Source organism: uncultured Bacteroides sp. (assembly GCF_902491285.1).
In the GTDB taxonomy this organism is placed as follows: domain Bacteria; phylum Bacteroidota; class Bacteroidia; order Bacteroidales; family Bacteroidaceae; genus Bacteroides.
Window position 1 is genome coordinate 80,160 of the sequence record NZ_CABUHK010000006.1, and the last position, 14,281, is coordinate 94,440.

Annotated in this window: 7 protein-coding genes; all 7 read right to left on the minus strand. The window is 44.0% G+C overall.

The window, feature by feature from the left end; genetic code table 11:
• Window positions 1-5: 5 nt before the first annotated feature.
• The 7 genes from RDN93_RS02795 to RDN93_RS02825 all read right to left on the minus strand — a co-directional run bounded on the left by RDN93_RS02795 (window position 6) and on the right by RDN93_RS02825 (window position 13,989).
• Window positions 6-1,088 (minus strand): alginate lyase family protein, encoded by a 1,083-nt coding sequence (locus RDN93_RS02795; RefSeq protein ID WP_308744131.1) that lies wholly within the window; start codon window positions 1,086-1,088, stop codon window positions 6-8.
• A 16-nt stretch (window positions 1,089-1,104) separates the two neighbouring features.
• The gene (locus RDN93_RS02800) at window positions 1,105-2,841 is read right to left on the minus strand and encodes a RagB/SusD family nutrient uptake outer membrane protein (RefSeq protein WP_308744132.1); all 1,737 of its coding nucleotides are present in this window, start codon (window positions 2,839-2,841) and stop codon (window positions 1,105-1,107) included.
• 4 nt (window positions 2,842-2,845) lie between these two features.
• Entirely contained in the window at window positions 2,846-5,821 is a 2,976-nt protein-coding gene (locus RDN93_RS02805) for a SusC/RagA family TonB-linked outer membrane protein (protein WP_308744133.1), read from the minus strand.
• 21 nt (window positions 5,822-5,842) lie between these two features.
• Complete coding sequence (locus tag RDN93_RS02810; protein WP_308744134.1) at window positions 5,843-7,561, minus strand: RagB/SusD family nutrient uptake outer membrane protein; 1,719 nt, start codon at window positions 7,559-7,561, stop codon at window positions 5,843-5,845.
• Between the two features lie 7 nt (window positions 7,562-7,568).
• Entirely contained in the window at window positions 7,569-10,670 is a 3,102-nt protein-coding gene (locus RDN93_RS02815) for a TonB-dependent receptor (protein ID WP_308744135.1), read from the minus strand.
• A 184-nt stretch (window positions 10,671-10,854) separates the two neighbouring features.
• A complete protein-coding gene (locus tag RDN93_RS02820; protein ID WP_308744136.1) occupies window positions 10,855-13,266 on the minus strand; it encodes a polysaccharide lyase family 8 super-sandwich domain-containing protein in 2,412 nt (803 codons plus the stop codon).
• Window positions 13,267-13,272: 6 nt separating this feature from the next.
• Window positions 13,273-13,989, minus strand: coding sequence for a hypothetical protein (locus RDN93_RS02825; RefSeq protein ID WP_308744137.1), 717 nt, complete (start codon window positions 13,987-13,989; stop codon window positions 13,273-13,275).
• Window positions 13,990-14,281: the final 292 nt, after the last annotated feature.

A 14,281-nucleotide genomic window follows, 5' to 3' on the forward strand; every position in this document is an offset into this window, starting at 1 on the left:
GTTTATTATTTCCAGCGCAAAGCACTCAGGCCGAGGCGCCAAGTGGCAAACTCATTACTTCTGTATTTGTCTATCACTCGCTTTAAGTCCCGGTCCATTTCGTAAAGTTCGTCTACCGCATAAACCGTTCCGCCCGGATTATATGTATTGTTATAGTCACTACGGTTCTTGTCTGGAGCATATTCCGTATTTACGAATTCTACATGGGTATACTTTGTCGGTTCAAGTATGAATGGTTTCCAAAAGTCAACACTTCTTTTTATAGAAGCCCCCCAGTTTACATCTTGTGCATAGAAAACATCAGCTACCTCGTATCCTTCAAGTATGGCTTTCAGATGGCATATCTTTGCAAAGAACTGCAGGTCGTATGCATGGTATGCAAAAGCGTCTCGTCCCAAGAGGTCTGTCGTAGTGCCGTTGGGAAAAAGGTTCTGTTTCACCCATTCCGGATAGTTGGTATTGAAATAGTTTAAAGCGTCCTCATCACCAAGTACTGTACCATATAGATAGAATTGAAAAAGAAGGCATGTACCCCAGTTGTTTATACGCAAGTCGTTGTCGCTTTTGAATACTTGAAGACGTTTATTTACCCAATTGTCGATAGTCTTTCTGTCTGCTTCGGAGATAACATTGCGGATGATGGAATATCCTTCCACGGCTGGAGTATAATAGTGTTCGTTGATGTTCGACCTGTGGTTTGCAACGTTACCTTTTGTCCATTCCTTGAGATTGGCCGCGGCTTTGTCCAGATACTTCTGTTCGCCGGTCATCAGGTAGGTTACGCAATGGTAGTATATCCTGTTCATCTCTCTCACGATGTAGTCCTTATCTGCTTGTGTGGCATCGTTATAATTGGCTTTCCACCATGTTGCCTGATTCAGATTCTTGTCTGATTCCGCTTTGATAGCCGTCTCGAACAGGGTTTTAAACGGGCTTTCAGGCTTGTCAAGTTCTGCCTTTGCTTTATCGTAGATTTCCTTGGACATCACCGCGTTGGGAAATACCTTGTTAACGTCGATTTGTGCCTTTATGGAAGAGGCTGTGAAGCCTCCCCATAATAAAGTCATAATAAATAATATCTTTTTCATACGTGTTCTCATTTAATTACCATCCCGGATTTTGTTCAATCTGGTTGTTAGTCTTTATTATCTCATATTGTGATATAGGATAGAGATACATCTTGTTGTCGAATTCTCTTTCCTCTATCACCACATTCGGATTATAGGTAAAGTGCTCACCCTCCTTAATTATCTCCATGCCCCTTATTTTCAGTAAGTCGTTGTGTTGTTCCGGTTCATCGAACAGTTTCCAGCGTCGGATATCGAAGAAACGGTGTTCCTCGAATGCTAGTTCCACACGGCGCTCCTTTCTTATCACTTTTCTCATTTCGTCCTTTGTCAACGAAGGATTTAACCTGTAAGGGGTAAGTCCGGCACGCTTACGGATTTCTTCGATAGAATTATAGACGCGCTTGTCCGGAGCCGGCAACATCTCGTTCAGTGCTTCGGCGTAGTTGAGCAGCACTTCAGCATAACGTATCAACGGCCATGTACGGTTTACGGAGTTTGCGGTACCACCGTCCCATACCACATCGTTCGACATAGCTTTCTTTAAGTAATAGCCCGTGCGGGTGGAAGTGGTATAGGCACCTGCCGCGTCTTTGCCGCCAGCAAAAGTTTCTATCGTAGTAGACTGCATGTTCATTTTGAAGTCCATTCCGTTATAAGCGATGTTCATGTAGAAACGAGGGTCGCGGTTTTCGTAAGGAGCGGCTGCGTGTACCGGGTTGTTCCAGTCGAAATCAGTGCCGTCTGCCATACCGAATGCGTCTACCATATTTTGTGACGGACCGGTGTAACCTCTACCGCCAAGACTAATCGGAGAGTTGTTGCGCTCGTAGCCGTTTTCAGAATTGTATTTGGTAGAAAACAGTATCTCCTTATTGTAACGATCAGTGTTCGTCTGCGACACGAATACGTTCAAATAACCTGTATTCGATTCTAAGTCGACAAGCCCGTACTTCACGCCTTCTAATCTTTTTAACTTCTCTGTGGTTTCCACTACGGCCTGGTAACGGCTCATATCGTTGTCCGGATTATTCAGAGGGCTGGCCCAATACAAAAGGACTCTTGCTTTCAAAGCGAGTGCTGCTCCTTGTGTAGGGCGTCCTTTATCTTTCATCTCGTTGAAACCTTTAATTACATCATCACCATCCACATAGTTTACCGGCAAAGCGCCGAAAGCAAGTTCGAGGTCGGCAAGTATTTGCTGTACACATCTGTTGTAGGAAGCTCGTTCCTGGCTTTTCGCCTCATCTATATCAAGCTTGTCTGTAAACAGAGGAACGCCGCCGTAACGCTTTATCAGTTCAAAATAGAAATAGGCGCGGAGGAAATATGCTTCACCCTTCATGCGGTCGCGTGTCCTGACTAAATCTTCCTGCGTACCGGTGATTGTCGGTTTTACGGGGAAGACGATATTTTCGCAGTTCTCTAACCATTTGTTTACTACGCGTATTCCGTCATAGTTCTTGTCCCACACATTTTCCACAAGATTGTACGGTCCCCACGTACCATCGTGGAAGCCTTTTATACCGCTTGTCACGTCGGAGTGTACGGCTTCGTCGCATGCCGAAGCCAACATGGCGTTACTGATACGGTTATATCCGTTGGGCAGATAATTATACGCATTGTTGAGGAATTGGAATGCTTGCGTATAGTTATTCCATACATCCTCTTCGTTCATTTTTCCATCTTTTTCCGGGTCAAGGAACGAGTCGCATCCCGAGAAGATGAAAGCGAGCAACGATAATGCTATTATATTCAGTTTTTTGAGTTTCATGCTATTAAAGTTTTAAAGATATACCAAATGATATAGTTCTTAGTAGAGGATATTGGGAATATCCCGCATTTACCGCTTCAGGGTTTCTGCCGTCGCGCAAGTTGGAGAAAGTGACCAGGTTGTTGGCGTTGACATACAGGCGGACGTTGCTCAACATGACTTTCTTCACCCATTTGCTTGGTAACGTATAGCCTATCTCGGCAGAAGAGATACGCAACATATTGATGTCCTGTTTCCAGAAGTCAGAAGTCTGGCGGCTATAATCGTTTTCTATGCTCACACGCGGATAAGCTGTCATCACGTTGGGCTGTGCCGGATTCCAGCGGTTGTTGTAAGTCCATGTAGTGAACTTGCCGGGGATGTAGAACATCGAGTAGCATGAAGAACCTTCGAGGTTGCACTGTATGTCGAAACCTTTGAAATTTCCGCCTAATGTCAAGCCGTAAATAAGTTCCGGGAAGGTGTTTCCTAAAGCCACTTTGTCCACGTCGTCAATCATGTTTCCGTCCTGCGGGTTTTGGTTCACATATTTTATGTCCCCCAACGCAGGAGTGCCGAAAGATGAAGACGGTGCATTTACCAGTTCCTCTTTGGAAGTATAAATACCGTCAGTAAGAAATCCGAACTGGGTGTTGATGGAATGGCCTTTCAGGAACTGGTGTCCGTATTCATAATTTATTTCACCGAGTTCGAGTACCTTGTTCTTTGCAAACAACATATTTCCACCCACGAAGAAACCACCGTTGGCATACTGTTTGGCATACATTATGTTCATGTCCATACCCTGGTTCTGTATCTTGCCGAAGTTGTACTTTGCCATATCTATACCTATGAGGTTGGGAACGGAGTTCGAGTAGGGAACGAGTATGTCTGTACGCTTTTCGTAGAAATAATCGGCAGTCAACGACAATCCTTTAAACAGTTCCATATCCATACCGAAATTGAACTTATACGCTTTCTCCCATGTTTCGTCAGGATTGGCAAGCGTACCTTCTATCATACCGTACGCATCACTCCAGAAACTGTAGTTTCCACCGGAAGAAAACTCCTGACGGTATGGGAAACGCCTTCCGCCCGTGCGGTCATTACCGCTTATACCGAACGAGGTGCGGAACTTCAGGTAGTCTACTGCTTCGAGGTTTTTCATCCATGCTTCGTCCGACATTATCCATGCAAGACCCAGGGCCGGGAAGAAACCGCCTCTGTCACCGTGTGTGTAATAGTTGGATGCATTATACGATGTGGTGAACTCGGCATAATAGCGTTTTTTGAAACCGTATTGGGCACGTAATGCCAGTGACTGGTATTTATAGTCCGGATTGTCGCCCGGGGAAGTCTCGATAGAGTGGTTGTACTGCAAGCGTACAGCCAAGTCGTGCTTTCCGGCAAGCGATTTCGTGTAGTCGATGCCTGCTCCCAATGTGGAGTATCTGTAGAAACCACCCATCATGTCCGCACCACGGCTGTCCTGGTTGTCATCATTGCCGAACTGGGTGTAACTTCCGTTAGGCTGTTCTTGGAACACTGCATACGAATGCGATATTTTGGTGTATTGCATATTGTAGTTCTCGAAACCGTACGACATATCGATGGATAATCCCGGAAGAAGGGGAGTTAAATCATACTTGCCGCGCAACTGCATATTGAGCAGACGTGTTTCGTCCTTACGTACACCGCTTCTGTTGAGCAGGCCTTCGGGGTTGGTGCGATATTGTGATGTACCGCCCAAGGAACCGTCCTTGTTGAACAACGGGAAAGCATTTGCGGGGAGTGTCATCAACGTATTGAAAATGTCGTTCGAGGCATTCTGTACAGTCTTGTTGTCGTAATAAGGTGTATAGTTTTTATCGAGTGCAGCGAATACGGAAAGGTTTACTTCCATACCCTTGAACGGGTTCACGTCGAGGTTGGAACGGACATTGAAGCGTTCGTAGCTGTCGCCGGCGTTTGTTTCGAAAATCCTTTCTTGTTTCATATATCCTGTGGATATGAAATACTTGGCTATCTTGTTACCGCCCGAAGCAGTCATATTGTAATGCTGGAAAGGGGTGGTACGTTTCAGATATCTGTCGGCATAGTTTTCGTCCGGATAGAGGAAAGCGTCCCGGTTCGGGTTGAGATAAGCGTCCGTATTGTAGATAGGACTACTGCCGTCGTTCACGAGACCTTCGTTATATAATGTCGTATATTGCAACGCATTCAATCGGTCGGACAAGCGGTCTGCCTGTTGTATACCGGCACGAATGTCCACATTGATGGAGTGGCGGATGTCACTACCGTGTTTGGTCTTGATAAGGATCACACCATTTGCACCTCTCATGCCGTAAAGGGCGAGTGCGGCTGCATCTTTTAGTACGGAGATACTTTCCACTTCGTTGAAGTCGATAAGATCGATGTTCGCTTCCATATTGTCGACGAATATCAGCGGGGTGGCTGTGGCATTCGTGGCTTTACCTCTGACGAAGAAGTTAAAGTTGTTTTTGCCTATGTTCTCGCCACCGTTCCTCATTGAATATAGTCCGGCAAGTGTTCCGTCCATGGCCTGCTGTATGCTTGTCACCGAGTTTTTGGAAATCTCGCCGACACCTATCGATGATATGGCCGAAGTTATGGAACGTTTGGATTGTTCACCGTATGCCACGCCCACCATTTCATTCTCATGGTGGAGGAATTTCTCCAATTTCAGCGTATGCGAATCCTTGCCCATTACTGGGGTGACAATGGGACGGTAGCCGTCTACGTCTACCACCAGTACGTCGAAAGGATCAACGAGCATATAGAAATGTCCGTCTTTTCCGGTAAGCGATTCTATCCTCTTTTCTTGTACCTTAACAACGACCCCTTCAACCGGTTTGTTGTTCTCGTCTACTACGACGCCTTCCACGGTCACCGTTTGCGACTTCTTGTTCTGTGCCTGTACAGCGGAGCCGTACAACACACCCATAAGTCCCAAAAAATATATTAAATGTCTTGTTTTCATATTATTTTTTATTCGGTTTGCTTATTCTTCATATCCCGGCCATCCCGGATTTTGTTTCAAGACTTTGCTCTTGTACACCTCGTCGTATGGAATGGGGTACAGGTGCATATGTTCTTTGAACGTCGGGTCTTGGTATTCAAATGTCTCGTACGTTTTCGAACCATCAGAATGTTTGGTGATGTTCATACCGTAAATCTTCTGTTCGTCAAAGAACTCTACACCTTTGTGCCATGAAATCACGTCGTACCAACGATGTTCTTCGAAACAGAGCTCCACAGCGCGCTCGTTCCATATCCTTTTACGCATTGTCTCCCTTGTGTCGGAAATATCTTCAGGTATGGGCACTTGGTTTACACGTTTCCTAAGATCAGTAAGGACTTTGCGTACAGACAAACCGTCAAGCGAACTTGAAGGACCACCGGCCTCATTCTGTGCTTCGGCGAAGTTGAGTAGTATCTCTGCATATCTGAAGAAGATGTAATTGAGATAAGTGGTGGAACCGCCATAACGTAAAAATCCGTCAGGCCAATACTTGATGCAGGTGTACCCCAATCTGTTTGTATGTTGAGTAGCCTTGTCCAAACCGTACTTCCCGTCTTCATCTATCCAAAACTCCGTTTCAACTCCACACCACATACGACCGTCGCGTAAGATACATTTGTCAAGGCGAGGGTCGCGATTGACGTATGGATTGTTCTTGTCATAAATGGAATTTTTATGGTCTATGGGATAACCTTTGCTGTCTTCAAACTTGTCCACCATATTCTGTGTGACAAAATCCTGGCACCAACCATTATGTCTGGTAGTCATATAAAAACGGGGAATGATGCCGCAACTGCTATGATTACCGCCTGAAACATAGAATCCGTTTGACCCGTTAATTCTGCTGCGGGGACGGTTCAATATCACCTCGTCGCATATAGGCTCAAAGAACAGTTTCTCGTATTCGGGATGTAGTTTGTATATTCCCAAATCGATGACATCCTTTGCAGCCCTTGCGGCGGCTTCCCATTTCGTCACATCATCGTTGGGATTATGTAATGGGCGTGCTGCATAAAGCAATGTTCTCGACTTTAAGGCAAGTGCGGCACCTCTTGTTGCTCTACCGTTGTCGTAATCCGCATGTTTTTCCGGCAATATGGCGGCTGCAGCATTGCACTCCTCGACTATATACTCCACACAATCATCGTACGTATTACGGGGTAAGTCGAGTTCTTCGTTCAAATTGACGTTTTGCGGTACGATAGGTACTCCACCCCAACGCTTTATTAGCTCGAAATAAAAGAATCCACGCAAGAAGTGCATTTCACCGATATAACGGTCTTTTATACCCTCTGGGAAATTCGTAACCTTATCTATGTTGTTAAGACACATGTTCGCTTTGCGGATTCCCACATAAAGATTGTCCCACATATCAGCTATTTCCGCTGCTCCCGGATCGTCTTTACTGCCACCCCATGCTCCGGTATTAAACGGCGGAGTCTGTGTACCTACACCATTGTTGCGTGATTCGTCACCAAGTTCGGAAACAGGTCCGCACCACATTCTGGCAAGATGTCCGGGCATATAGGAGTATGTATGATCAGCATACTGGCGAAACAGGTTGTAGTCGGTAAAAATCTTGGTCTCGTTCAAGTTGTCTTTCGGAGCCATATTGAGCTGGTCGGGGTTGAACAAGTCCGTACATGAGGCCATAAACAAACTTGCCCCGAATACGAATATAGTTTTCTTTAAATTCATAGTCTGATCAGAAATTAATGTTTACACCTAAATTATATACACTCTGCTGTGGATACACATCACCGCTTTCGTTTACTACTTCCGGGTCGAAATTGTCTATCTTAGACCACGTACACAGGTTGCTTGCATTCAGATATATCTTTAATGCTTCCATGTGTATCTTTTTGCATATCTTCGACGGGAAGTTGTAGGAGACGGAGATGTTCTTCAAACGAAGATAGCTGCCCGACTTCAGATGAAACGAGTTGATATTCTTATTACTGTGTTTTGCATTCTTATGAAGCGAAGGATATGATGCATTCTGATTTTCCGGTGTCCAATAGTTCTGGTGTGTCTTGGAGACCTGGCCGCCACCGGCTCCGCCTCCAAACTCAAAGCCTGCATTTCCGGTAAAGAATATAGATGCGTTGGCGGCTCCCTGGAACATAGCGGAAATTTCAAGACCTTTCCATGTGATGCCCGGAGTGACGGCATACATTATTTCCGGAATGCGGGCGTATCCGATAGGAACTTTGTCTTCCTCGGTTATCACCTTGTCGTTGTTCACATCGCGATACTTCAAGTCACCGGGAATGATTGGACCACCGAGAGTAGATTGGTCGGGCGAGTTCTTTATTTCCTCTTCATTTTGGAAAAAGCCCAGTACCTCGTATCCCCTGAACTGGCCTATGCGGTAGCCCGCTTCTTTCTGATAGTCGGGCTTGTTTATTGGGTCATCCTTGTATATCACCTTGTTGCGTGCGAAGCTATAGTTGCCCTTGACATAATAACCCACATTGCCTATCTTATTGCGGTGTGTCAGGTCTATTTCATACCCCCAGTTCTTCGTCTCTCCTACGTTGGCATACGGTGCAGCCACACCTATGATGGTAGGAACAGAGTTAAGTTGCATAAGGATATCTTTACGGTGTTCCTTGAAGAAATCTACGGAGAACGAAAGAAGGTTATCCTTGAACAAACGTCCTTCGATACCTACGTTCGATTTCAATGCTGTTTCCCAAGTAAGGTTCTCATTTCCGGCACGGGTTTCTCTTATACCACCTGCAGAAGAAGGGCTTGTTGTTCCGAAACCGAAACTCGGGATACCGCCACCGCCCGAATTGCCAATCTTATCGTATTGTCCCAGATACAAGAAACGGGCCTGTCCTTTGTCGTTACCCACAAGACCTATTGACCCCCTTAATTTAAGGTAAGGTAGGAACTTCTTCACTTTCTTCATGAATGGTTCTTCGGAAATGACGTAACCCAACGAACCGGAAGGAAATATACCGAACCGATGTCCGGGAGCGAAATTCTCCGAACCGTTGTAACCGATGCTCAATTCAGCTAAGTAGCGGTCGGCATAGCCATATTCCACACGTGCGGCATATCCCATCAATGCACTTGGGATAGCGGAGCCGGAAGTGGTCTTCTGTTGGTTATACACTAGTACCGAGTTCACATTGTGAAGTCCGAATCCCCGTCCGTATGCAAGTTTCAACTGAAGATTAGTGCGACGCATGGGGGAGATATTGGTTTCGCTACTAAATTTGAATGGAGTGTCGTCTGTTATTTGATCGTATCTTTCTGCAAGAGGATCGTAATAATATGTGTCAATAGCATCGGAATACTTCTTAGTGGAACCATATCTGTTATTGAATGAAATCGACAGGTCGAAACTCAATCCCTTAGTGATAAAGCTTAGGTCGTTTTTCAAAGTACCGATAATATCGTAATAGTTTACTTTGGAATTTTCATATCCTCCGAAAGCAAGAGATGCAATAGGGTTTGCGCTACCGGACACTGCACCCATGGATCCGTCGGGGTTGGCTATGGGATGACGCCAAGGTTCTTTCGCTATAATTCCTGCAAAGAATCCTCCCTTGCCACTGCTTGCGCCACTTGCGCCGGCGATACCGTTCATTTCTTCCGTACGGCCTGAAATATTAGCGGTAAGTGTCTGATATTTGTTAATAGTCAGGTCTATATTGGAACGAAAGTTGAAACGCTTAAAGTAGATGCTCGGATCGTATTCCTCCTGAAGATCTTGATATTTAAAGATACCATCTTGGTGGAGATAACCTACAGAGATGAAATATTTCACAATCTTGGTACCACCTGTCACATTGATATTATATTGTTGCTGGAGAGAACCACTCTTGTTGATAACCTCGTCATACCAATTGACGTTAGGATAGCGATACGGATCCTGTCCGAGACGGAAACCTTCGAGCGCTTCGTCCGATAGCAAAGTCGGTTCTTCGGCAGCAGGGTTGAACCCGTCATTTTCGTATGCTTTCTTGCGTAGTAGCAGGTGTTCGTAAGAACCGAGAAATTCGGGAACAGCAGTAGGAACCTGCAAACCCCAGTTGGCCGTAAGCGAGATTTTCGGTTTTCCCATATTACCTCTTTTCGTAGTGATGAGTATAACGCCGTTTGCACCACGAATACCATATACGGCTGTAGAAGAAGCATCTTTCAATACAGAAAGGCTTTCGATTTCGTTGGGATCTATCTGGGAGAAGGATTCCTGCTCTATACCGTCAATGATGATAAGAGGCTTGGAATCGTTCCAAGTGCCGACACCACGGATATAAATTTCGGCAGCATCTTCACCTGGACGCCCACCTGGCTGTTGGGTGATGACACCGGGCAACTTACCTGTCAAGGCATTTGTCACATTGGCAGCAGGAGTCTCGAGGATCTCGCTGCTCTTCATCATCGTAATGGAACCGGTGACAGTCTGTTTCTTCTGCGCGCCGTATGCCACCACCACGACTTCGTCGAGCGAATTGACTTCCTCTTCCAATACAATTTTGAACTCATTTGTATTGCCTACAATAAACTCATTTGTCTGATAGCCGACAAACGATACAACCAAAATTGATTTTCTGGATGGGACATTCAATGAGAACTTTCCATCGATATCAGTAATCACACCTATGGTTGTTCCTTTTACAAAGACATTTACTCCGATTAATGTTTCACCCTTGGTATCGGAAACAACTCCGGAAACCTGCAGATTCTGTTCTATCGAGTGCTCTGCAGCCGTAACATCGGCACCAGAGAACAACATCCAAATAAAACAGAAAGCACCGAAACATTTTAAGAACCATGTTTTTTGCTTCATAGTTTTCTTTTTTAGAATTAAAATTAAACCTTTATAAAATATTCACTAAAATTTCTTTTCAACAATGCAAAGGAAACATATAGCTGACAGATTATGGTGATATTATCCAAATCTGTTGATGTATATATTATCCAACGGACAATTTTTACACCTTAAGAATATGATTCATACAGTTGTACAGATGTTATTTATATCCAAGAACTACCGATACCGGTTTCCCACGTTCCGGTTCTGCGGGCATTTTCACCGCTACTTCGTTCCATCCATCTTGTAATTTGCGTACTTCATTACCGGTTACGGGAAGAGTAGTCTTGATTCTTAAAGTGTCGTTATCCTTATTCATCATGGCATCTGCAATGGAGATACGTATTTTATCATTACCTAACTGTTGCACCAACAAAGCCGCCTTGATATCTATATTGAATTTACCTATTGAAGATGTAACTTCTTTTTCACTTGTATTATATGAGACTATACCTATTTTCCTGCCATTTGCACTTTCTACCGCTTGTACATTTACCGTATTACTTAATATCTTGGGAAGACTTTCCGGAATAGTATTGCCGCAATTAACCAGATAAGCGTATTTGCCGTTGAATACTTTTTGTCCATGATTTATCTCCATTATGAATACCGGAACTTCTGTCTCTGGTTCGGTATTATTCTTGCATAGCTTATTCCAATCCGTCATTTTAATTTCCCTTGCGGCACTTACACGGCCGGAGGTCTGTTCGGGATATACATAATAAGAGAAATAGCCATGTTTCACCCATTCATTTTCAGTCCCTTTGTAAGGATTCCAAGATTTTACGGTTTTTCTTTCTTCGCTCCAGCCTGTCGGGGGCTTCATACTGAAAGTCTGGTCTATGGTAGTGGTAATGTCACCTTCAAGCTCCGGCTGAAGATTGGTTATCCCTGCGCCTAAAGCAATAAACAGGTCATCGAACATGAAATATGCCTTATTTGCCTTTACTCCATAAATCGTATTGTTCACATCACCAATTCCGAGAGTATCGGGATTTTGTTTGTTATTGGCATTTATTTTCCTATAAATGAATCCTGCGGCAAAATCACTTTCGTCATCGGTTGCTCCGGCTGCAAAGTCGTAAAGGCTTGTATATCCTCTCCAATTCATAATAGGTTTCAATGGTACAGGAGTCTGTCTGGTAGTGACACCCGGCCACGCAGTCATCTTCATTGCTCCTAAAATATTCCGGTATTCATCACCGCTGTTTTGGAAAAGTGTGACACCGTCGGCACTGTAGAAATTGAAACCGGCAGCACCGGGATATGCACTTTCCAGACCATCTACCCTATATGATGCCATATTCACAAACAGATAATAGTCCTTGGTTTTCTTTATAACATCATCATTGTTATAAAAATAACGTACTCCATGATAGTTCCCTGCCGGATATCCGGCCATCTGTATGTCAAATTCAGAAGATTCGGAAACGAACTGTTCCAACTCTTTAATCTGTTTTTCAGTCAATACCTCTCTCCAGTCTTTCAATAGTATGGAAGCTAAAGATACTGAAGGTATGTTTCCTTTACGGTTCTTGGCACGTGTCATATTTCCACGGTCCAAAAGAGGAGGGATAATTCCTTTACAATGATAAAATGCCGAACCGCGTATATAATTCATAACCACATCAACAGCTTCCGGTGACAGTGTCTCAACCCAAGGGGTTTTTCTCAAAGCTTTTAATATGCCAAATGCTCCTTTCATTCCATCAATCGGATATCCCCAGACAAGACACTGCATACCATGTCCCCAACCGGCACCGTCGGCAGTCATGCCCTCAGTCCAAAAAGCTTCATCAAACGTAGTTTGCGAAACGACTGAAAATGATTTTAACGTAACTTCCGCAAGAACGTCTATCATCGGAATAGACTTCATAGCTAAGGCTGCCTCAAGAAGCGGACGATAGTCGAGTGCATTACCGCCAACCCACCATACGTGCTTGCGGAACCTTTCTACAGAAACCACATTATTGTCTGTAGAGTCGTTTCTTGATGGCTGTGTCCACGACTGGAAACCTACATCGATTAACTTGTTCCTTGCATCGGATACTAATTTGTTATTGTAAGTACCATTCTCTATACTGTCCATTAAGGGTAAAAGAGAAAAATAAACAGTCAACGCATTCCGTGGAATAGCGAAACAAGAGGCATGGAAACGTCCCGGAGTCTTGTCGTTTCTATCTGTTTCCAATTGTCCATAAAACAATATACTTTTTAAAAGCAGTTGTAAGGAGTCAGAAGCCAGGTTAATGTTTTTCCCACGATATTGGCAAGTGAGTTTATTCAATCTGCTAAAAGCTTCATCAGTGACATTATTAATAAATGTGCAATGACTCATCTTCGAGCTGGAAGTATATCCACCCTCTATTATTTCATTCTCCTTACTGCGCAAATCAGTAAAACGTCCGGTCTCGTCAAGCAATTGCCATACGGAATCGTTGTATGCTTCATCCACATCATATTGTAAAGACGACAATTCGTCACGTAATCGTTCTATGGCCTGTTGCTTGGTTTCACCTCTACTATAAGAGGTTATCATGAAAGCAGACAACAAAATAAGAATAGTGCGCATAATCTATTATTCTTCGTCTTTTACGTTTAATGTAATGTCATCGATATAACAGCAGTAAGTATTGTCTTCTGCCAATGTTGTGTCGGAACCATATGTTGGCAAAATAGCGATACCGCATATTCCGTCGTTCAACTTTGTATATGCCGCACTGCCATACAACTGTTTAGTGAAATCAAATTTGAACGTAACCCATTCTCCTTCCTGATTGAATGGTTGGGCTCCCCTGTTAAGTAACACACCGTCATCCTCCCGGAAATCACAAACGGCATTAAACTTCGAAAGTAATTTCACACACACGTTCTGTTCAGTAGCAGCGGGAGTGTTATTCCATGTTGTTTTACCCAACACATTGGAAGGTTGGAACAATTTGAACTGTACATTCTTGATGTCTGTTGGTGCATATGTTTCAGGGAAACGAATCTTGATACCAAAATTACGAACTTCCATAGATGTGTATTTCAATACACGTTCCGAATTGTTGGCTTCATCCTTTACCGGGTTGGCAACCACTTCATGTGAATAAACCCAACGCGGCTTGAAATTCAGGTCTATTTCCTGGCCTCTCTTCGCTGCACCGATATTATTGCCGAAACGGAATATGCACGGAGTCATGTTTTCCGACTCGAAGTTTGCCACCATATATCCCTTGTCTTGAGTATTCCCGTTTCCTTTATCAAAATTAAAGATATTCTCGGTTTTGGAGCACGATGCTAATGTGAGCATACACAGGAAAACTCCGGAGGACCTTTTCAAAGTCCTTTTCAAACCAACTACAACATTTTTTTTCATCTTACATTACCATTTAAAATTAACAATAAAAATTTTGCTGCAAAACTATCGAAATGAGGCTTTAAGAATATGATACAATCATTTCAATCATATACATTTATTGTCCGGCAAACTATTTTAACGTGGGGGCAATATGAATGGTACTTCTGTTGCCACCTTGTCGGCAAAGCGTTGCCACTTTACTGGCAAGATTCTGTCAGCGAGGTGACAACGGCTGTATCATTAC